The sequence below is a fragment of the Actinoplanes sp. NPDC051470 genome (genome assembly GCF_040682035.1).
GTDB lineage: Bacteria > Actinomycetota > Actinomycetes > Mycobacteriales > Micromonosporaceae > Actinoplanes.
Genome location: NZ_JBFBAA010000035.1, coordinates 34163 through 55033, shown reverse-complemented (window position 1 = coordinate 55033; position 20871 = coordinate 34163). Strand labels below are relative to the sequence as shown.

General features: G+C 72.2%; 16 protein-coding genes. 3 read left to right on the top strand and 13 right to left on the bottom strand.

Going from position 1 to position 20871, the window contains the following annotated elements:
• Position 1 precedes the first annotated feature (1 nt).
• The 7 genes from AB0M54_RS39900 to AB0M54_RS39870 all read right to left on the bottom strand — a co-directional run bounded on the left by AB0M54_RS39900 (position 2) and on the right by AB0M54_RS39870 (position 7827).
• Positions 2-2800, bottom strand: a complete 2799-nt coding sequence (locus AB0M54_RS39900) for a hypothetical protein (protein ID WP_364477217.1) — start codon at positions 2798-2800, stop codon at positions 2-4.
• Positions 2801-2876: 76 nt separating this feature from the next.
• Positions 2877-3179 carry a WXG100 family type VII secretion target gene (locus tag AB0M54_RS39895; RefSeq protein WP_364331288.1) on the bottom strand — a complete coding sequence of 101 codons (303 nt, stop codon included), beginning with the start codon at positions 3177-3179 and terminating at the stop codon, positions 2877-2879.
• Positions 3180-3205: 26 nt separating this feature from the next.
• Positions 3206-3532: a hypothetical protein gene (locus AB0M54_RS39890; protein ID WP_364331285.1), complete on the bottom strand. Its 327-nt coding sequence runs from the start codon at positions 3530-3532 to the stop codon at positions 3206-3208.
• Between the two features lie 109 nt (positions 3533-3641).
• Positions 3642-5054 (bottom strand): type VII secretion protein EccB, encoded by a 1413-nt coding sequence (gene eccB / locus AB0M54_RS39885; protein ID WP_364331282.1) that lies wholly within the window; start codon positions 5052-5054, stop codon positions 3642-3644.
• A 1-nt stretch (position 5055) separates the two neighbouring features.
• Entirely contained in the window at positions 5056-6453 is a 1398-nt protein-coding gene (gene eccD, locus AB0M54_RS39880; protein ID WP_364477215.1) for a type VII secretion integral membrane protein EccD, read from the bottom strand.
• Between the two features lie 15 nt (positions 6454-6468).
• Positions 6469-7419, bottom strand: a complete 951-nt coding sequence (locus tag AB0M54_RS39875) for a hypothetical protein (protein ID WP_364331277.1) — start codon at positions 7417-7419, stop codon at positions 6469-6471.
• Between the two features lie 81 nt (positions 7420-7500).
• Positions 7501-7827, bottom strand: a complete 327-nt coding sequence (locus AB0M54_RS39870) for a hypothetical protein (protein WP_364477213.1) — start codon at positions 7825-7827, stop codon at positions 7501-7503.
• Positions 7828-7985: 158 nt separating this feature from the next.
• Here AB0M54_RS39870 and eccCa point away from each other — a divergent pair, with 158 nt between their 5' ends.
• Positions 7986-11954, top strand: a complete 3969-nt coding sequence (gene eccCa, locus AB0M54_RS39865) for a type VII secretion protein EccCa (RefSeq protein ID WP_364477211.1) — start codon at positions 7986-7988, stop codon at positions 11952-11954.
• 22 nt (positions 11955-11976) lie between these two features.
• Here eccCa and mycP read toward each other — a convergent pair whose 3' ends face one another.
• From mycP to AB0M54_RS39835, 6 genes are all read right to left on the bottom strand, one after another.
• Complete coding sequence (gene mycP, locus AB0M54_RS39860) at positions 11977-13179, bottom strand: type VII secretion-associated serine protease mycosin (RefSeq protein WP_364477209.1); 1203 nt, start codon at positions 13177-13179, stop codon at positions 11977-11979.
• A 6-nt stretch (positions 13180-13185) separates the two neighbouring features.
• Positions 13186-14841, bottom strand: a complete 1656-nt coding sequence (locus AB0M54_RS39855) for a S8 family serine peptidase (protein WP_364477207.1) — start codon at positions 14839-14841, stop codon at positions 13186-13188.
• Positions 14842-14924: 83 nt separating this feature from the next.
• On the bottom strand, positions 14925-15461 hold the full coding sequence (locus AB0M54_RS39850) for a sigma-70 family RNA polymerase sigma factor (protein ID WP_364331265.1): 537 nt from the start codon (positions 15459-15461) through the stop codon (positions 14925-14927).
• 31 nt (positions 15462-15492) lie between these two features.
• Entirely contained in the window at positions 15493-16374 is an 882-nt protein-coding gene (locus AB0M54_RS39845) for a zf-HC2 domain-containing protein (RefSeq protein WP_364477205.1), read from the bottom strand.
• A gap of 7 nt (positions 16375-16381) precedes the next feature.
• Complete coding sequence (locus AB0M54_RS39840; protein WP_364331259.1) at positions 16382-16672, bottom strand: hypothetical protein; 291 nt, start codon at positions 16670-16672, stop codon at positions 16382-16384.
• The gene (locus AB0M54_RS39835; protein WP_364331256.1) at positions 16669-16959 is read right to left on the bottom strand and encodes a hypothetical protein; all 291 of its coding nucleotides are present in this window, start codon (positions 16957-16959) and stop codon (positions 16669-16671) included. Before AB0M54_RS39835 ends, AB0M54_RS39840 begins: the two co-directional genes overlap by 4 nt.
• A 103-nt stretch (positions 16960-17062) precedes the next feature.
• Here AB0M54_RS39835 and AB0M54_RS39830 point away from each other — a divergent pair, with 103 nt between their 5' ends.
• A complete protein-coding gene (locus AB0M54_RS39830; protein ID WP_364331253.1) occupies positions 17063-18427 on the top strand; it encodes a hypothetical protein in 1365 nt (454 codons plus the stop codon).
• An 11-nt stretch (positions 18428-18438) separates the two neighbouring features.
• Complete coding sequence (locus tag AB0M54_RS39825; RefSeq protein WP_364477203.1) at positions 18439-20847, top strand: hypothetical protein; 2409 nt, start codon at positions 18439-18441, stop codon at positions 20845-20847.
• Positions 20848-20871 lie beyond the last annotated feature (24 nt).

Here is a 20871-nt window from a genome sequence, read left to right as displayed (position 1 = left end):
CTCAGTCCCGGCCCACGGCATTGCTGGAGACGGCGCCCTGGCCGTCCTCGCCCCACATGCCGTCCTCACCGACGAGCCAGGTGTTGCGCTCACGGTCACGATTGCCCTCGCCGCCCATGCCGCCACCCATCGGTGGCGACATCGGCATGCCGGAACCACCGGGCTGCTGACCGGCGCCCCCGCCCGTCGGCTGGAGCACGGACTGGTCGGTCCCGGTGGGGTTCGCGGTCACCGGGGCGAGTTCGAGCGGTGCGGGCTGGTCCGGGTTGTCGCCGCCGCCGCCGCTGCCGCCGCCACCAGGGCTGCCACCACCAGGGCCGCCACCGCCGTCGCCGCTGCCGCCACCACCGCCGGGGGCCGGGTTGTCGTTCTTGCCGGTCAGGAAGTCGGACAGCTGTGTCGAGTGGTCGCCGCCCTCCTGGATGAGTTCGTCGATGGCGTCGTCGGCCGACCCCTTCGCGTCCTCCAGGGCATCGATTCGGGCCTGCCGCTCGTCGTCGGTGAGGCCGTCGGCCCCGGCGTCGTCCCGCACCTCCTGGATCAGGTCGTCGATCGACTTGTCGGTCGCGTCCTTCGCGTCCGCCAGCGCGTCGTCCCGGAGCGCCTCGGCCTCGTTGGCGTCGATCTTTCCGTCGTCGTTCATGTCGCCGTCGGGCTTGCCGTCGCCGTCCGCGTCGAGGGCGTCGCTCATCGGATCGTCGCGGAGGAGATCGTCGATGGCCTGGTCCGCGGCGTCCTGGGCGTCGGACAGCGCGTCGTCGCGGGCCGCCTTCTCGTCCGCGGAGTTGCCGTCGTCGTCGTCCGCGGAGTTGCCGTCGTCGTCGTCCGCACCGCCGCCGAGGGCATCGTCAACGGCATCCCGCGCGTCATCGAGGGCGTCGTCCGTGGCGGAATCGCCGGTGCCGGAGAGATCCTCGATGGCGTCATCGACCGCGTCCTGGGCCTGGTCGAGCGCGTTCTGCCGGGCCTCGTCCGGTGAGACGTCACCCGCCCCGGACTCCCCGAGGTCGTCGATCGCGTCGTTCGCCGCCTCCTTCGCGTCCTCCAGCGCCTCGTCGCGGGCCTCGTCGGCGGCCGGGTCCGTCGAGGACGTGGTCGGCAAGTCCTCGCCGCCACCGGTCAGGTCGTCGATCGCGTCATCGGCGGCGTTCTGCGCGTCCTGGAGGGCCTGCTGGCGAGCTTGATCAGCAGCCGAGTCCCCGGCGCCGCCCCCGCCGCCGGGCCGGCCGGTGCCGCCAGGTGTGTTGGACGTCGTCGGCACGCCCGCACCGCCGCCGTCCATCAGGTCGCCGATGGCGTCGTCCGCCGCGCCCTTGGCATCCTCGAGGGCCTGCTCACGGGCCGCGCCCGCGTCATCCGGTCCGGGGGCGCCGGTCGAGTCGCCGGTGGCCGCGGGGCCGAGGTCGTCGATCGCGTCCTGGGCCGCCTGCTTCGCGTCGTCGAGGGCCTCGTCGTGCACCGGCTCGCCGTTCTTGAGGTCGTCGATGGCGTCGCCCGCGGCGTTCTTGGCGTCCTCGAGGGCCTGCTTCTGACCGGCGTCGGCCGAACCGTCCGGCCCCGTTCCGGTCCCGGGGCCGAGACCGGATCCGCCGCCCGCGCCAGGGCCGATCCCGCCGCCCGCGCCAGGGCCGATCCCGCTGCCCGCGCCGGGGCCGTCACCCGTACCCGCGCCTCCGGGGTCGCCGGCGCCCTTGAGGTCGTCGAGCGCGTTGCTGGCGGCTTCCTTGGCGTCATCCAGCGCGGCGTCGTGCTCGGGATCCCCGTTCTTGAGGTCGTCGATGGCGTCGCCCGCGGCGTTCTTGGCGTCCTCGAGGGCATCGTCCGCCGAGCCGCCGGCACCGTCACCCGGACCTGGCCCGGGAACGTTCGCGACGCTGGCCGGATTCTCCTCCCGGTTCTCGAGCGTGTCGGTGCCCGGCTTGTGGTCCATATCCTTCTGCTGGGGCTCGGGCATCCCGTCGGGTGTCGCGGTGGGTGGCGGCGCCCCGGTTGACGTGTCGGGTGGCGGCGTGCCGGTTGACGTGGTGGGCGGTGGCGTGCCGGTCGACGTGGCCGGCGGTGGCGTGCCCGTCGACGTGGCCGGCGGTGGCGTGCCGGTCGACGTGGTCGGCGGCGTGGTCGGCGGCGCCGCCTTGGGGACGCTCTGCTGCACCGCGACCGTGAGCGGCTTGAAAGCCCCTCCTTCGGCCCGGTACGTGGCGGACAGCTGCACCAACCGGGACCGGAGGTTGGACATGATCCAGGCCTCGCCGGCGTGGTAGGCGGCGGTCATCGCCTCGGCACGGTCGGCCTCACGCTGGGCGGCAGCGTCGGTGATGCCGCTGTAGATGGCGTCGATCCGTTCGCTGGCATACGTCCGGAGCTTGTCGCTGAGCCGGTGGCCGGCGTCGACGATCGCCCAGAACTCCGCCCTGAAGTTGTTGATGTGGGTGCCGATCGCATAGGTGTGCGCGCCGAAATTGTTGGCCAGGATCACATCGCCGACACCCTTGCGACTCTTGTCGGCGAGCTGCTTCACGTGTTCCTGGAACGCGTTGGCCGCCTCACCGGCGAAGATCGGGCTGTCGCCGGCCGTGAGGTCCTTGGCATGCTGCTCCAGGTCCTCCACCATCCGTGACAGCGCGGCCAGAGACGCGGTGAACGCGTCGCCACCGTGGAACCATTCCTTGGCCGGATCCTGCCCCGTATCGACGATGTCGTTGACATACGGCATCAGCTCGGTCCACACGTGGTAATCGCCGAACGTCTCCCGTGTCGGCGGGCTCTTCTCGTCAAACGTCCCGACTTCGCCCGCGGCCACCGCTCACTCCAACACTCGAGTACGACAAGGAAACGGCGCCGGGCAGCAGTGCTGCTCCCCGGCGTCAGTTGTTTCGTCAGCCGGGGAACCGGGTGTTTCCGGAGCGGACGTCCTGCTGGCGCATTTCCTCCGCACCGTCGCGCAGCTTGACCGAGAGATCATTCACGATGGCGTTCATGTCCTCGAGGTTCCCGTGAATGCGAGAGGCCAGCATGTGGTACTGGTCGGCTGCGGTCCCCTGCCAGGCATCGAGCGCATGACCGATGCTGGTGGCCATCTCGTCGATGTGCTGACCGATGTACCGGTTGATCTGCATCATCTGGTCGGTGCCCTGCTCAATTGTGGCGTAGTTGTAATTGATTATCTGGTCCTGCGGCATGGCCCCTCCTCCTTGATTTCGCTTGCCTAGCCCAGACCCCGAAGAATGTCGACACCGGCCGCGGCGACGCCGGCCCCGCCGTCGGAGTCCGTCGAGTCGAGGTCCACGATGGTGCCGTCCACGTTGTCGGCCATCGTGTTCAGGTCATCCATGATGGCGTGCAGCTCCTGGTGCCAGGCTTCCTTTGCTCGCAGCAGCGCATCCATCATCTTGCCCTTGCAGTCCTGGTCCATTACCTCGAACGCCTGCTGGAATCTCTGAAATCCCTGTAGGCCGATTTCGGCGGACGTATTACGGTGCTGAGTGGCCACCCCCGCCGCGACGCCGGGGTCAAGGCCGGTACTCGAGGTCATCTCATCTCCTCTTCGGACACTGCTGTGGTGACAAGACCATGAGAGCAGCCGGAGCCGCGGCGGAACCGGTCGCGCGGGGCTCGGCCCGCGTTCTCGGGGATATCCCCCGTCAGCCGCCCACGATCTGACTCCGCAACGCCGCGGCCGGGTCCAGAACCGTGCCGGTGGGCAGCAGTTCGAGCAATTCGGCGGGCACGTCGATGGGTGGGCTGCCGGCATAGCCGAGCGCCTCCACACCGGCCGGCGGCAGAGGGAACTTCGCGCCGTACTCGGAGACGAGGAACAGCGCTCCGCCCGCCGTGCCCGGCGCGTAGGGGTTGCGGGCCAGTACGCCGGTCCCGGCGGCGATCAGCACCCGGTCCACGGTGCCGGCCGAGGTGACCGCGCGCGGCACCAGCAGGGCCCCGGCCGCCGCGTCCGCCTTGATCTGCGAAAGCGTCACGATCACCGTCTTGCCGGCCGTGCGATAGCCCACACACGGCATCCCGCCACCGCCGTTGAGCGGCGCCGGCGGGTCCGGCGGATAGCCGTCGACGAACTCGGTGCTCTTCGCGACCGTCGCCAGCGCCAGCTCGTCGGGCCGGACCGGGATGGGACTCACCGCACCGCCCGGATAGGCCAGCCGGATCCCCGGATCGGCCAGCGCCAGCGCTGCGACGGTGCGGCTGAGCCGGACGAAGCCGTCCGAGCGAGCCAGGAACTGCTCTGTCGTGCCGTTGACCGCGTTGCGCACCTCGAAGATCTGGCCGATCACGCTGGGCCGCCCACCGATCACCGGCCCCGGGCGGCCCCGGGCCGGAACGGGCGGGAAGGCCAGGTCACGCCCGGAAGGAATCGGGTTCAGCCAGGCCGGGGTCACCATCACCGGGTCGACCGCCGCGTAGCCCAATGCCACCGCGGCCGGACCGGCCACGCGGAACCGGCGTCCCTGCCAGACCAGATAGGCCTGCCGGTCGGCGGTCTGCACCAGGAACGCCTGCTTGGTGCCGAGCGGCGCCGGCGCCGCGGCATCGCCGAGGATCAGGGTCGTGGCCGGCTCGCCGGCCGGCGTGGGTGGTTGCGCGCACACGGTCCACGGGCCGGTGTAGAGGCGATTCGCCGCGGGCACCGAGTCCGGGGCGCCGGCGATGCCGATCGGCGTTCCCACCGGCAGGCCCTTGATCGAGTTGCGGGAGACCTGCACGATCCGGGCATCGGTGCCGCTGCCCAGCACCAGCCGGGCGGACGCGTAGTTGAGCACCGGCCGGAGCTGACCGTCGAGCAGCAGGTAGCGGCCGCCGGTCTCGCGGACGGCGATGACCACGCCGCTCTGCCGCCAGGACTTGTCGCCGCCCGGCCGGAAGATGCCGTAGATGCCGAAGCCGCCGGCGATCACCACGGCCAGCAGCATGCCGATGACGAACCCGAGCACCGGCCGGTAGTTCGGCGGCTCGTGCGGGTCCGGCCGCCCCCGCATGACCGCCGCGTTGAGCCGGCTGACAATGTAGAAGTACGCGTGTACCTGATCCTTGCGTGACTCCATCTCAGCTGGCCCAGGCCCGCATCATCGAGTAGATGCCGAGCACGGCCGCGAGCACCGGAAGAAGCGAGACCGCGACGAGGATCTCCATGATCTCCACGGTCCGGGCCCAGTACGGCCGCAATCGTCGCCCGGGCAGGGTCACGGCCGCGGTCAGCACCGCGCCCGCCACCGCCACCACCGCCGGGACCAGGACGGCGGCCCGCACCACATCGGTCTGATCGAAGGCGAACCGGAACAGGGCGAAGACGACCAGCGCGATCGCCGGGCCCATCGTCGCCCAGCGGGACACGATCAGGGTCAGATGCCGGGACCGCATGCTCAGCAGCGTGGCGACCACCAGCGCCATGATGATCGGCCAGCCGCCGCCCGGCCGGAGCAGCACCGCTGCCATCAGGATCTGCGCCGTGCCCGCGCCGACGGTGAGCGCCGCCAGGTAGGCCAGGCCGGCCGATCCGCGCTCGACGACCATCCGGTGCGGCGCCGGGTCGATGTCCTCGGAGAGCTGCTCCGGGTTGCCCGGCAGCAGCGGCAGCGCGAGCCCGCCGAGCCGGAAGGCCAGCGGGGGCAGCGTCAGGTTCACGATCATCGACAGCGTCAGCCCGCAGGCGGCGGCCTCCTGCGGCCGGACCGGGCCGACAGCGGCGATCAGCGCCGGCACCGCGACGCTCACGACGAAGGCCAGGGCGCCGGCGAAGAGCAGGCCGGAGTCGGCGACGGCGGACAGGCCGGCGCTGAGGGCAACCAGCGCGGCGAGCGCGGCGAGCGCGACCCGGACCTCCGTCGGCGAGTGCGGGGCCAGGGCCTGCGCGCCGAGCCAACCGGCCACCGCGGCGTATCCGGCGGCCGCACCGGCGAGCAGGGTGCCGGTCTGTGGGTCGGGCACCGACCGGCTGACCAGACCGGCGGCGGACAGCAGCGCCACGGCCAGCACGGCCGCTACGGTGGCCCGCCACACGGCCGGACCGCCGAATCCCAGCATCACCAGGCCGGCGGCCAGGGTGATACCGCCGAAGGCCAGGAACATCGATCGCGTACGGTCGGCGCCCCACCGCCACCGGCTGTTGCGGGCCTGCTCGCCGACCCCGTCGACGAGGTCGTCGAAGTCGATCGGCGGCAGCTGCTCGGCGCGCGGCCGGAAGTGCAGCGCCTCGCCGTCGAGCAGGTTCAGCTCGACGGCGGAGCGTTCCTCGTCCAGCGGCTTCTCGCCGGGGCGCTGCACCACCCAGCCGTCGTGCTCGGCGCCGTGGTCACCGGCCTCCCGGTCGAGTTGCGTCAGGACGGCCGGTAGCAGGTCGACAAGCGGCGCTTCGCCGGGCAGCGCCACGTCCACGGCCTTGTCGCCCAGCACGAACCGGAGCCGGACGGGCGCGGCGAGACGCTGTCGCGTGAGGCGGTCCACGGTACCTTCCGCGTCTCAGAGCGCCACGTACACGGGCTTGCTGGACTGCTTGATATACGGCTTCCCATTCAGCCACCAGACCTCGCGGCCTTTCGCGTCGGTTTGGTGGTGGCCGTCGATCTCGTAGTACCGGTAGGTGCGGCCCTGGTAGTCGTCGTCATTGTTCGAGTTGTGGGTGATCGTGCCGCCTTCCACCGGCTCTGTCTTGGAGAAGTGCTCACCGGTAGCCGGCGGAGGCGCAGCCGTCACGGGTGGAGGCGGCGTACCGGTAGCCGGCGGAGGCGCAGCCGTCACGGGTGGAGGCGGCGTACCGGTAGCCGGCGGGGGCGGCGCGGCCTGCAGGCTCATGCTCTGGTTGCTCTTCAGGTCCGGCTGCTCGTTCAGGTTGACCACGCTGTCGTTGTTCTTGCCCAGACCGCCGGGGGTCATGAACTGACCCATCCCCGGGACGTGCGCGGGGTCGAAGTCGAGGATCTTCGGGTCCTTCGGGTTCGCGAAGTCGAACGAGTCCTCGTCATTCGTCGGTGAGTCGTCACCGGTCTCGTACGACGGCTTGCTCTTCGACATCACCGGCTGGTACTCGGCCTTGCCCATCTCGGTGATGATGTTCTTGGACGCGGCGGTGGCCCTGGCCACGGCATCAGAGTTGGTCATATCGACGCCCTCGAACTCCTTGGCGATCGCGATCAGGCCCTCGTTGATCTCCTTGAACGCGGTCTCGAGGTACTTGAGGTGCGTCGCCACGGCGTCCCGGCGGTCGATGAACAGATCGCGAACCCACTGTGCCGCGTCGAACGCCCCCGCGTTCGGGGCGACCTTGCCGAGGTCGGCGATGGCGGCCTTGTGTTCGTCGGTGATGAAGCTGATCAGCGCGCCGACATCCCTCAGCCGCTGACCGTTGACCGTGGTCTGCACGGCCGCTTGCCTTAGAGGCACGGTCAATCCTCCTGTCGCACCGGAGAGCACCCTGAGACTCCGACGCTAGGGAGCGCGTGGGACCGCGGTCCGGGCCCGAGCCTGCGAGCCGCCGGATCCAGGGGAAACCCCTCACCGGGGGGAAGGATCCTCGACGTACGCGACGGCGGCGGCGTTCGCGGCGTCGGTCTCGTCGAACTCATCGGCGATCTGACCGAGCGCCGCGTGGATCTCGGCGAGCGTCCGGCGCAGGTAGGCCACGTGCGCGAGCACCGTGTCCCGGCGGCCGGTGACGACGTCGCCCAGCCACCGCGCCGCCTCGAAGTCGCCGAGTTCGGGCGTGTAGCCGTACAACCCCTCGAAGTGCTGAGCGTGATCGTCGAAGAGCACGCCGAGCGAGGCGGCGATGTCCTGCAGGCGCCGGACGTCGACCCTGGTCTCGTCGGGCACGATCATCACCTCGACTCATCCTATTCGTACTGATATGTTGGTCTCTGCCCACCACGGCATCAAGCCGAACATCGTCAGCACGGTAGGCGGGATGCGCCGGGTAACGCCCACGCGCGGCCCGGCCACCGCCCCTTTCGGAGGGAAAGCCCTCACCGAAGGAGACGAACGTGGGCACGGTTCCGTACTCGCGCAAGGCCCGCCGGGCCGGTCCCAGCGCGCCCGGTGAGGAGATCGCGCTCCAGGAGCCGCCGATCATCCCCGAGCCGGCCGAGCGCGGGCTCAGCACGGTGCTGATGCTCGCGCCGATGGCCATCGCCTCGCTGGCCATGGTCCTGATGTTCCTGCGGCCCAACGCGGGCGCGCTCGCCTATGTCGGCGTCTGCCTGATGGTCCTCTCCGCGATCGCCATGATGGTCGTGCCACTGATGCGCAACTCCGGCCAGCACAAGCACCGGCTCAACGGCGAACGCCGGGACTACCTGCGCTACCTCGGCCAGGTCCGGCGCAAGGTCCGGGCGGCGCTGACCGAGGAGCGGCGCGCCGCCCGCTGGCTGCACCCCGACCCCGGAGCGCTGTGGTCGATGGCGCTCAGCCGCCGCCTGTGGGAGCGCCGCACCTCGCACGAGGACTTCGGCGAGGTACGGATCGGTCTCGGCGCACGGCGTTCCACCACCCGTCTGATCGCGCCGAGCAGCAAACCGGTCGAAGACCTGGAACCGCTGGCCGCACATGCCCTGCGGCGGTTCCTGCGCGCCTACTCCACGCTCCAGGACTCACCGATCGCGATCTACCTGCGCGGCTTCGCCCGCATCGGCTACCGGGGCGACCGGCCCACGATCCGGTCCACGGTCCGCGCGATGCTCGCCCAGCTCGTCGTCGCGCACGCGCCCGCGGAACTGCACGTGATCCTGGCCGTCTCCGGCTCGCACTGGGACTGGGCGAAGTGGCTGCCGCACGTGCAGGACGACTCCGTGCCGGACGTCACCGGCACCCGCCGGCGGTTCATCGCGGACCCGGCCGATCTCGACGAGGCGCTCGCCGTGCTCGGTGTGCTGGACCGCCCGGGGTACGAGCCGGACACCCCGGTCACGGCGCTGGAGCCGTACGTCGTCGTGATCCTGGACGGCCCGCGGCTGCCGGTCGAGCACCGGCTGGCCAACGAGGGCTACCGCAACGTGCTCACCCTGGACATCGGATCCACGCTCGGCTGGGAGGCCCAACCACACACGTTGCTCCTGCATGCGGCCGAGGACGAGGTCAGCATCGTCTCCTTCGATCACCTCGAAAAGCCGGGCAGCACCTCGTTGTGCCGGCCGGACCGGATGAGTGTGGCCGCGGCCGCCGCGGTGGCCCGGTCGATCGCCCGGTACCGGGTCGGCGCCGGCGGCGACACCGAGGAGCCGCTGGCCACCGATTACGACCTGGCCGGACTGCTCCAGCTCGGCGACCTGACGGTGCTCGACCCGGCCGCCTACCGCGCCGGTCGCAGCGCCTCACAACGGTTGCGGGTCCCGATCGGCATGACCGGCGACGGCACGACGATCGACCTGGACATCAAGGAGGCGGCCGAGGGCGGGATGGGGCCGCACGGCATGCTGATCGGCGCCACCGGCTCGGGCAAGAGCGAGTTGCTGCGTACGCTGGTGCTCGCTCTCGCGGCCCGGCATTCGTCCGAGGAGCTCAACCTGGTGCTCGTCGACTTCAAGGGCGGCGCGGCGTTCCTCGGCTTCGAGCGGCTGCCGCACACGTCGGCGGTGATCACCAACCTGTCCGAGGAACTCGAACTGGTCGACCGCATGCAGGATGCGCTGACCGGCGAGCTGAACCGGCGGCAGGAGCACCTGCGGGCCAGCGGTTACCCGTCACGTCGCGAATACGAGCGGGCCCGCGCCGAGGGCACCTCGATGGAGCCGATGCCGGCGCTGTTCATCGTGGTCGACGAGTTCAGCGAGATGCTGAGCAGCAAGCCGGAGTTCATCGACGTGTTCGCGATGATCGGCCGGCTCGGCCGGAGCCTCGGCGTGCACCTGTTGCTGGCCAGCCAGCGGGTCGACGAGGGCCGGATCCACACCATCGAGTCGCACCTGTCGTACCGGATCGGCCTGCGCACCTTCTCCTCCATGGAGAGCCGCAGCGTGATCGGCGTGCCGGACGCCTACGAGCTCCCCAACGCTCCGGGCAACGGGTACCTGCGGCCGGACACCCAGACGCTGATCCGTTTCAAGGCCGCGTACTGCTCCGGGCCGTGGCATCCGCCGCACCAGCGCCGCCGGCACTCCGACCACGGCGGCGTCGTCCCGTTCGGCACCGAGCACCTGGTGCCGGCGGCGCCGCCCGAACCGGCGGAGGACGAGGCCACGGAGAGCGCCGACAAGCCGCCGGTCCTCGCCGACGTGCTGCTGGAGGCGCTGCGCGGACACGGTCCGGCGGCGCACCAGGTGTGGCTGCCGCCGCTGACCGTCAGCGCCACGCTGGAGAAGCTGCTACCGCCGTTGGTGGAGCACCCGGAGGTGGGCCTGGCGCCGGTCGGTGGTTACGGAACCGGCCAGCTCAGCGTGCCGATCGGCCTGGTCGACCTGCCCGCTCAGCAGCGGCGCGAGCTGCTGGTCGCCAATCTGGCGGGCAGCGCCGGCAACATGGGCGTGGTGGGCGGGCCGCAGGCCGGCAAGAGCACGCTTCTGCGTACGCTCATCTGCGCGCTCGCGCTCACCCACACCGCCTCCGAGGTGCAGTTCTACTGCCTCGACTTCGGTGGTGGCGCGATGTCGTCGCTGTCCCGGCTGCCGCACGTCGGCGGCGTCGCGGGCCGGCTCGACCGTGACAAGGTGACCCGGACCGTGCTGGAGATGACCAACCTGATGGCGCGACGAGAGGTGATCTTCAGCCAGCACGGCATCGACTCGATGGTCAACTATCGGCGGGCCCGGGCGGCGGGCAACTTCCACGACGTCGATCCGTACGGTGACGTGTTCCTGGTCGTCGACGGCTGGTACACCATCCGCCAGGACTTCCAGGAGCTGGACGACCGATTCGGCGAGCTGGCCTCGCGCGGCCTCAGCTTCGGCGTGCACCTGCTGGTCTCGGCCGGCCGCTGGACCGAGATCCGGCCGTGGCTGCGCGACGTGCTCGGTACCCGCTTCGAGCTCAAGCTCGGCGACCCGGTCGAGTCCGAGGTCAACAGCCGGGTGGCAGCGACCGTACCCAACTCCCCGGGCCGTGGCATCACCGCCGACCGGCAGCACTTCCTCACCGCGCTGCCCCGCATCGACGGCTACCCCGACACCGAGGACCTGAGCGAGGCCACCGGGGAGCTGGTCGAGGCGCTGGACGTACCCGCCGCGCCGCGGGCGCCGAAGGTCAAGCTGCTGCCGGACCGGCTCGCGGCCACCGAACTGCCGGCCGCCACCGCGCCGTCGAAGGAGGCGGAGATCCGCATCCCGCTCGGCCTGGACGACGTCCGGCTGGAGCCGCTGTGGCACGACTTCGACCTGAACCCGCATCTGCTGATCTTCGGCGACACCGAGACCGGCAAGACGAACCTGCTGCGGCACATCGCTCAGAGCGTCGCCGCACATCACACGCCCAAGGAGGCACGGGTCGTCTTCGGCGACTTCCGCCGGGAACTGCACGACGCGATCCCGGAGGCGCATCAGATCGGTTACTCGATGTCGGCCGAGCGCCTGACCGCCACGCTGCTCGAGGCCGGGCAGGTGCTCACCGGCCGATTGCCCGGGCCGGAGATCCCGCCGAGCCGGCTGCACAAGCGCGACTGGTGGACCGGTGGACGGCTGTTCATCCTGATCGACGACTTCGAACTGATCGAGAACGGCCGCGAGTCGCCCCTCGCACCGCTGCTGCCCTTGCTGCCGCACGGCTCCGAGATCGGCCTGCACCTGGTCGTCGCACGGAGCACCGCCGGCGCCTCCCGGGCCATGATGAACTCCGTCCTGCGCCGGGCCTGGGAGCTGGGTTCGCCCAGCGTCCTGTTCTCCTGCCCGCGCGAGGAGGGTGTGTTCCTCGGCAACGTACGACCACGGACGCTGCCCGCCGCGCGGGGCCAGTACATCGACCGGAGGCGATCGGTTCGTCTGGTGCAGACCCCCGAGGTCGAGGTGCCGGAGAAGCCGGTCCAATGACCGGAGAGTTGCCGCCGGACGGCTACGGGCGAGGGGATCGCTGGGCGCCGGCCATGCCGGCCGGGCGCCAGCGCCGCCGGTTCCCGGCCGGGATGAGCCGGGTGAGCAGGGCAACGACGCCGACGAGCACGACCGCGAGGCCGGCCCCCAAGGCGGCCAGGTACGGTCCGATCGGGTCCGGCGGCGGCAGCGCGGGCCGCCGCGCCGAGTCCTGGACCGGGATCCCGCCGCCGGCGCCCTCTTCCGGCAACACCGACGACACCGCGCCGGCCGGATTGACCACGCCGAAACCGAAGCCGCGGTCCGGCATGCTCGCCGCCGGGTGGTCCGCCGTCACCTCCAGCCGGTGGCGCACCTCGGCCGCGGTCAGCTCCGGCCGGTACGCACGCACCAGCGCGGCCACCCCGGCCACGAACGGGACCGCGTAGCTGGTGCCGCTGCCGATCCAGTGGCCCGGGCCACCCGGTCCGATGCTGACCACGTCCACTCCGGGCGCCGTCAGCCGCAGGTGCTTGCCCTGTTGGGAGAAGTCCGCCAGAGCGCCGGTCGAGTTGATCGCGCCGACCGCGAGGACGGTGGGCAATGCGGCCGGGTAGGCGACCGCCGCCTGTTCTTTGGCGCCGTTCGCGGCGGCGGCGACCACCACGACGTCGTGGTCCTCGGCGTATTCGACGGCCGCGACCAGGCTCGCCTCGGGGGCGGCGGTGCTGGCGGAGACGTTGATGACCGAGGCGCCCGCGTCGACCGCGGTCCGGATGCCCCGCGCCAGCAGACCGGCCGTGCCGTCATCCAGCGCGTTCGCCACCCGGACCGGCAACAGTGTCGCCTCCGGCGCGACACCGGAGAACCCCGTGCCGGCCGCCGGCGCGGCGGCGATGATCCCCGCGATGAACGTGCCGTGGCCGAAACAGTCACGGTCGCCGCGGGTGCCGCCGTCGGCGGTGAGATCGAAGCCGTGCCGCACCCGGCCGGACAGCTGAGGGCTGTTCGCCGCGATGCCGGTGTCGACCACCGCGACCGTCACGCCCGCGCCGCGGGTCAGCGGCCAGGCGCGCTCGACGCCGAGCCGGGACTGCGGCCACGGGGTTCCGGTCTCGACGCTCTGCGGCGGCCCCAAACAGCCGACGGGCTCGGACGGCGCCGCGGACACCGGCGCGCCCGCGGCAAGAAGGGGCAGTGCCGCCGTCAGGGCGAGCAGAACTCCGGCGACCTGGACCATCGGCATCTCGGGTCAGCGTGATCCGGTGGCGCTGGACACGGAATCGTTCGCCTCGCCCGGCACCGGGCCGGCCGGCCAGTCGTTGTCCAGCTCGTCAACGCCCCCGGCGGACGCCCGCCGCATCGTGCCGCGGAACCGGAAGACGAGCAGCGCGCTCAGGAGCAGGCCGACCAGCACGGTGAGCACGAATGCCAGCCGGGCGCCGCCACCGCCGCTCGCCCGTCCACCGGCGGCCGCTCCAGCGGCCGCCGTCGTCTCCTCGGGCAGCTGCTGGGTGACCGCGGCGACCGGGCTCACCATGCCGCTGCCGTACCAGCCGTCCGCCTGCGCCCCGGCCATCTTCTCCGTGGTGGCCGTCAGCCGGTGGGCGACCTGCTTCCCGGTCAATTCCGGGTGCGACGAGCGAACCAGCGCCGCCGTGCCCGCGGTCAGCGCGACCGCATACTGCGTTCCGCTGCCCACAAAGGTCTTGGTCCCGTTGATGCCGATGCTCGAGACGTTCATACCGGGCGCCACCACGTCGACCGACTTCGGCGCGTAGGCCGCGGCGGGCTTGCCGTTCTCGGCCACACCGCCGACCAGGACCGCCCCGTCCAGCGGCGCGGGCCGCCCGCCGCGGACCGGCGCTCCGGCCACCACGACGATGTTGTGTTCCAAGGCCGCCTTGATCGCCTGTGCCACGGGCGCCTGGGTGACATCCACGTGCGAACCGAGCGCGACCACGGTGGCGCCGGCCGACACCGCGACCTCGATCGCGGCCGCTTGACCGGCCGGATCCGCCGCTCTCCCGTCGGTCACCACGCGCACCGGCATGACCACCGCCTCGGGCGCCACGCCCGCGAACGTCAGCTCGCCCAGCGGCTCGGCGGCCACGAGACCGGCCATCGCCGTGCCGGTGCCCATGCAGTCGCTGTCGCCGCGGCCGTCCCCGGTCACGATGTTCGCGCCGATCGCCACCCGGCCGCTGAGCTGGGCGGCGCGGCCGTCCACACCCGAGTCCACGACGGCGACGAGCTGACCGGTGCCACGGCTGTGTTTCCAGGCCTGGTCCGCGGCGAGCCGTGTCATCGCCCAGTTGGAGGGCCGGCTCGACACGGTGGCCGCCACGCACTTCTTCCCCGTGGACGGCGGCGGCGGCGTCTTGGGAACGACTCCGGCCGGACTCCGCGTCGCGGATCCCCCGCCCGGCGCGGTGGGCGGTCCGGTCGGTTTCGCCGCCTGCCCGGCCGGACCACTCGCGCTCTTCCCGTCCGGAACTGATCCGCCCTTGTCGGCCGACGTGCCGGTTCCGGAAGCAGCGGGCGCCTTCGTCGGCAGGAATCCGTACTGCACGCCGGGCCCGTCCGCATCCCACGGCAGGACCAGGTACCAGCCGGCGCGCAACTTGTTCTGGTCGGTCAGACTGCCGCCGTCGGGCTGGCGGCGCCCCGCGTTCAGCTTGAAGATCTCGGCCGAGCGCCCCGAGTCGTGCAGCAGCCGCTCCGCGATCGCGCCCAGGTTCTCCGATGCGGAGGTGACCGCGTAGTACTGGACGTACTCGTTGTCGGCGGCCAGTGCCGGCGCGCCGGCCACCGCGACGCCGAGCACAGCGGCAGTGACCGCCGCCGTGAACCTGGCCGCGATCCGCGCCAGGCTCACGCGCACGCCGACGGTGACTTTGACTGTCACGGTTGGTTCCCTCTCCACCGAATGTGCACTGGGAACGGCGCGGAAGGCACGACGGTTCATCGTACGGCGAGAAATTTCGATCGTTATCCGAAGAAGCCGCGATTCACCAGGTCATCCTGCAGAGCGCGGAGCGCGTAGAAGGTCCGTGACTTGACCGTGCCCTCGGGGATGGACAAGTTCCGTGCCGCCTCAGACACGGAGTGTGACTGGAAGTAGATCTCGATCAAGGCGCTGCGCAACCGCTCCGGCAACCGGGCCACCGCCTCCCGCACCTCCCGGCTGTCGATCAGCCGGTCGATGTCGTCGTCGACGCTCAACCGTTCTTCGACGTGCTCGCCGAGGAGCTCGGTGGTCCGCCCCCGCGCCGCCCGGATGTGGTCGATGGCGATCCGCCGCGCCACCGTGAACAACCAGCCCCGGCTCCATTGGCCGTCCTCGGTGCGTGCCTCCGGATGATTCCAGGCGCGCACCAGCGTCTCCTGCACGATGTCCTCGGCCATGCCGCGGTTGCCCACCGTGAGGCGCAGGACGTAGTTGAGCAGGATCGGCCCGTGCTCCTGATAGGCGAGTCTCAGCGCGTCGTCGTTGTCCGATCGTGCATTGTTCGCAGCGGGGTGCACGCGGCTACAACGATTGATCGCCGTTTCAAGTTCATCGTCCGCCGTGATTTTCTGGCGCGGGCTCTCTGGTGACCGCGACCGAGACCGACAGCGGGCCGTCGACCTGCCGCAGGCTGAAGGACGAGAGATCGTCGATCGGCAACGGGATGTCACCGGCGTACGAGTTCTCGCCCTGCGCACCGGTCAACCGGCCGAGCAGCAGGTCCTCGCCGTCGCGGGTGACCGCGTAGAGCTGGTAGACACCGAGGCCGAGGCCATCGGCCGCGAGCCGTACGCTCAGTCCGCCCTCCTCCGCATAGAGCGTGGCCGAGATGTCCACACCACTGGTCCCGTCCTTGGTCGCCGCGACCGCGACCACCGGGCCGAGGCGGTCCGACGACGTCCACGGATTGAGCAACAGCACGGTGCTGAGCGCGAGCGCGACTCCCGCGGTCAGCACACCCACGACGACCGTGGGCCGGCGGCGGGTCCGGGCCGGCCGGTGCGTGTGCGGCCCGCGGGCCAGCGGGCCGGTCGCGGGCCGGGGGCGCAGAGTGCCCTCCCCGATCGTCAACGGTTGCGCCCTCTTGCGCGACGCCCGGTCGACGTGGGGTACGACCCGCGGCCGGTCCGCCGGGTCTCCGGCCCGCGGCGCCGGCCGGGGCGCGCCGGGCGCGCCGAAGAGCTGATCGGTGACCGGCGCCGGCGTGGCCGCCTCGGGCATCGCGTACTCGGACAGGAGCGCGGACACATCGGCGACGGAGAGCATGCCGAGGACTGAGACGACCTGGTCGACCTCGTCCCGTTCGCCACGGCAGGACGCACATGACTCCAGGTGCGCCGTGATGGCGACGCGTTCCTCGGCGGAGAGCCGGTCGAGCGCGAGGAAACCGATCAACGACCGCATCGCCTCGTCGTCGCAGGGAGGACTCATCCGCGCATCAGTCCCGGACCGGTGCCGGGTCGCCGCCGTCCCACCCGGCGCCGGGGAAGGCCGGCCAGGTGGTCGCCGTCGCGCGGCTGATCTGACCGAGCACGCCGTCCGGGCCGAGCAGGCCGTCCACCGCGATCGTCCACTCGTCCATGGGTTCCAGGTCCACACCCCCACCGCACCACACCGCACGCGTCGGCTCGAGCGCGGCCCGCAGCTCGGCCAGCCGCGCCGCCACGTCGGCGGCCAGCGCGGTGATCGCCTGCCCGGCGGCGGCCAGGTCGGCGTCCGTGGCGTTCACCGGAGATGCCCGCCGGCCGGCTCCAGATCGGAGCGCCCCGTCGTCCCGGCCGCGCGTTCCAGGTCACCGGCGATGTCGTGCAACGCGTCGTCAAGCATCCGGGCGTAGATGTCGTACCCGGCGAGCAGATCGGCGTAGCGCGCGCCGGTCAGGCCCAGCCGCTGCGGGTCGAGGCCGGCCAGATGCGCGCGCAGCGCACGAAGCCGAGCGCCGATGTCGGCTGCCGCATCACGGCAGGCGCTCGGAGCCTCTACCGCATACTGTGCATAAGGTGTAGTTGCCCTCATTACGCCTCCAGGTTCGGGAGAACAACCTAACAACGAGGCGCGTACGGCCATGGTTCACGAAATCGCTCACGAACCGTGGCAGCAGCAGGAGGACGATGCCGCCATGAGACGACTCGCGGTGACCGCGACGGCGCTCCTGCTCGCTCTGCCCACGACCGCCCTCGCCTCGAGTGCAGCAGCAGCCGGGGCGCCGGCCGTGCGAACGCTTCTGGCACCGGCTGATACGGGCAAGTATTACGTGGTCGGTCCGCCGGTCAACGGGCGCCGGGAGTACCTCTTCGCGATCGCGGCCACGACGCTCGGCGACGGCAACCGGTACCAGGAGATCTTCGAGCTGAACCGCGGGCGGGTTCAGCCCGACGGGCAGACGATGACCGATTCCACCCGGGTCGAGCCGGGGTGGATCCTGATGTTGCCGACGGATGCCAAGGGCCCGCGCGTCGTCAGCGGAGCCCTGCCCGTGCCCAGCTCACCGCCGCGTCCCTCGGTGCCCGTCCCGGCGCCGTCGCGGCCGTCCGCCTCGCCCTCGACGCCGCCGCCGGACCGGGCGGCCCCACCCGAGTCCGCGGATGACGGGCCGTCCGGGTTCGCGTCGCTCTGGTCACCCACCGGGTCGCTGGTCGTGGTGGCGGCACTCGCGGTCCTGTTCGTCGCTTGGACGGGGATGGTGCGGTTCTCGCGGCGGCGGTCCGCCCGCGCCGCCTCGGCGGCGCGCCTGCCGTCACCCGTCGCGGCCACCCCGGCTACGCCTCCCGGGACCTCCTGGCCGACCCGCGGCACCCCGCCCTCTCCACCGGCCATCCCCCTCCCGACCCGAATTCCCACCCGCGCCGTCGGCGCCTTCACGGAGCCGGCCGGTCCCAGGCCCGCGCCGATCACCGCCATACCGGCGCAACGCGGCACGCCCCGCACGGCACCCGCACCGGCCTCGCCGCCGGATCCCTTCGCGGCGCTGGTCACCGACCTGATGTGCGCGGCCGAGCCGGCGAGCGTGCGGCTGATCGGCGCGCGGCCGGGCCGCTGGGGCGCGGCCTACGGATGGCTCGAGAAGGGACGGCCGCCGCCGTCGGCCGCGCCGGTGATCGCCGGCGAGCGGGACGGCCGCCGCCTCTGGATCGACCTGGCGATGGCACCCGACGTGCTCACCGTGGGCGGGAGCTCAGACGCGGTGCGACGGCACGCGCGGGCCCTGGTCATGCAGCTCGGCGAGGACACGGACGTCGTGGTCGCCGGCGACACGATCGGTGACGACCTGCCGGCTCGGTGGCGGCGGGTCGACACGGTCGAGCAGGTCCCGCCCGGCCGGGCCGGCGCGGCGGCCCGGTTCGTGGTCTGCCGGGCCGCGGACGTGCGGCAGCTGTGGGCGTTACTGGGCTCCGGGCCGCCGGGGCCGCAGCGAACCGTACCGATCATCGTGGGCCCGGCCGCCCCGGCGCGGTGGTCGATCCAGCTCGACGCCCGGACATAGCGAGGAACCCGATGCAACCGACCCGCACGGCCGGCGCCGCGCCGAAGCCCGTGGAAGGGCTGACCGACCTGGTGCTTGTCCGTACCCCCACGGGCGGGCTGGCCCGGCCGGAGGCGCCCACCGAGGCGCTGACGGCGCAGGAACTGATCGAGTACGCCCAGTCGTCCACGTCACCGAACCACGATCTGCGCATCCTGGTCGACGACGGGGCGCGCAACGCCACCACGCTGGGCCTGGTCGCCGAGGGGCTGGGTTGTGACGTTCTGGTCACGCCGATCGGCGCCTCGGTGGACCGGCTGGCCGGCCCCGGCGGCGAGGACGCCGAACCGGTGCCGGTCGACCGGGCCGGCGGCGCCGTGGTCGACTGGGTGCTGCTGCAGCCACCCGCCCTGGCGACGTCGCTGCCAGGCTGGTTCGACCTGGCGGGCGGGCTGGTGCTGCCCCGGACCGGACTGGCGACCCTGCCGCTGGCCGGCGGACTGGAGTTCGCGAACCGCGACGATTTCGTGGTGCGGCGGGCCGCCGCCGCCCGGCTCGGCGCTGGCCATCCCGGCCTGGTCACGGTGGCCGCGGCGACCCGCGACGGGGCGTTCCGGTTGTCGGCCTACCAGAAGGGCACGGGCGGTCAGAACGGCCGCACCGGACAGGACGTGGCCGCGGCGCTGTCCTCCGTCTACCTCTACGGCGGCGACCTTCGGCTCTGGCTGCGCTGGCCGGACGACGCCGCCGAGCAACGGCGGCTCACCATGCACGTCCAGGCCCTGGCCGCGGCGACCGGCGCCGTCGTGTGGACACCGGAGCCGGGCGACGAGGCCGTGCTGCTGCGCGGTTGTCGTGACCTGGGCGCACGCAGCCGGACGGGCGAGGTCTCGTCCTGGGTCGAATTCCGTGCGCCGGAACTGCCCGGCCCGGCCCGGTTCACCACGGACCGCGACGGGCGACTCGTCCCGCGCAGCTCCCCGGTGGTGTTCTCGGCCGGCGCCGTGACAATGATCAGCACCGGCCGGACCGGCGAGGACGCGCTGCGCGACCGGTACGCCGGGGCACGAGCCGAGGCCGGGACCATGCTGGTGGACCTGACCATCGTGGATGACGGTCGGCTGGCGCTGCGTCACGAGGACGGCGCCGAGCTGGCCGCGGGCGTCGCCGAGCTGCACGCCCGGCTGGAGGAGGCCGGCTGGCGGAGCGAAGACCTGCTGCTGCTCACTCCCGTGGCGCCGGACCGGGCGGCCGGGCTGCGCGACCATCTGACGCTGCTGGAGGACGAGCTGGGCGTGGAGATCTGGTCGCTGTCGCCCGGCGCGGAGGTGGACGTCGCCGACGGCCTGCCGCGCGCCGTCGATGATCAGGGCCGCGCCTCGGAGTGGCTGCGCACCGACGGCACGGACACCGGCCGGTGGCGCAACGACGACGGCTGGCTGATCCCCCGCCGGCGACGCGTCGTGGCGAACGCTTCCGTGCCGCCGGCGCCACCGTCGTCGGTCCCGCCGGTGCCCGCACCACCTGCGCCGCAGTCCGAACGGCTCCTTCCGCCGCCCGACCCGCGCCCGTCGGTGACCCTGCCGGCTCGCGCCGGTCGCCGCCACGGCGTGCGATGGCTGTCGGTCGATCCGGAGGTCACCGCGGAGCCGGTTCGCCTCTGGCTGGCCTGTGACTGGCCGCCGGAGCGGGTGGCCACGGACGGCGTGCCGTCGGCCAACCTGTTCCTGATCGCGCACCTCGACGGGGAGCGGCTCGCCCGGGAGAACCCGCGCCGGTACCTCATCGGCGTGCGGGTGAAGGCGGGCGGCGCGATCGATCTGACCCGGTTGCCGGATGTGCCCGCGGACCTGCGGCATCAGTCCGCCTATCTGCTCCCCGCCGGATGGCTGGACCAGGCACGGCCGGAGGTGGGGTACGGCATCGACCACGAAGGACGGCCCGGTGAGCGTACGGAGCTGCCCTCGAACCCGATCGTGCTGCGCTGCACCGGCGCCCGGCACGGCGCCGACGGGCTGCCCAACGAGGTGGTCGCCTGGCCGCGCAGCGACCGCGGCCGGGGCGCGTGGGCACTGCTCCCGGAGGGTCCGATGCCGGAGACGGACCACCTGGAACTGCACCAGCGCCGGCCGGACGTGACACCCGGCCATCGGCTGGTGCATCTGCTGGTCGGCGCGGGCCGGGCGATCGACGTGCCGGCCAGCGCGGCCGCCCTGACCGACCTCGCCTCGGTCAGGTCCCGCCTGCCCGAGCTGGTGGCGAACGGCATGACCCTGCTGCTGCCCCGGCGGGCGTGGGACCGCTCCCGGGTCGGCCAGGTGCTGCGCACCGACGGCGACAAGTGGCGGCAGGTCGCCAAGGGCATCGACCTGCCGCTGTCCAGCCTGATGGTGCCCGAGCAGACCGAACAGCCGGCCGAATCCTCTCCACCGGCCGGCTGAGGGCGCTGGAGCCGGCGCACGCCG

What these genes read in the sequence shown, in the direction of transcription:
- AB0M54_RS39895 (WP_364331288.1), bottom strand. Translation starts at nt 3,179, where the DNA reads ATGCCGCAGGACCAGATAATCAATTACAACTACGCCACAATTGAGCAG.
- AB0M54_RS39890 (WP_364331285.1), bottom strand. Translation starts at nt 3,532, where the DNA reads ATGACCTCGAGTACCGGCCTTGACCCCGGCGTCGCGGCGGGGGTGGCC.
- eccB (WP_364331282.1), bottom strand. Translation starts at nt 5,054, where the DNA reads ATGGAGTCACGCAAGGATCAGGTACACGCGTACTTCTACATTGTCAGC.
- mycP (WP_364477209.1), bottom strand. Translation starts at nt 13,179, where the DNA reads ATGCCGATGGTCCAGGTCGCCGGAGTTCTGCTCGCCCTGACGGCGGCA.
- AB0M54_RS39845 (WP_364477205.1), bottom strand. Translation starts at nt 16,374, where the DNA reads ATGAGTCCTCCCTGCGACGACGAGGCGATGCGGTCGTTGATCGGTTTC.
- AB0M54_RS39835 (WP_364331256.1), bottom strand. Translation starts at nt 16,959, where the DNA reads ATGAGGGCAACTACACCTTATGCACAGTATGCGGTAGAGGCTCCGAGC.
- AB0M54_RS39830 (WP_364331253.1), top strand. Translation starts at nt 17,063, where the DNA reads ATGAGACGACTCGCGGTGACCGCGACGGCGCTCCTGCTCGCTCTGCCC.
- AB0M54_RS39825 (WP_364477203.1), top strand. Translation starts at nt 18,439, where the DNA reads ATGCAACCGACCCGCACGGCCGGCGCCGCGCCGAAGCCCGTGGAAGGG.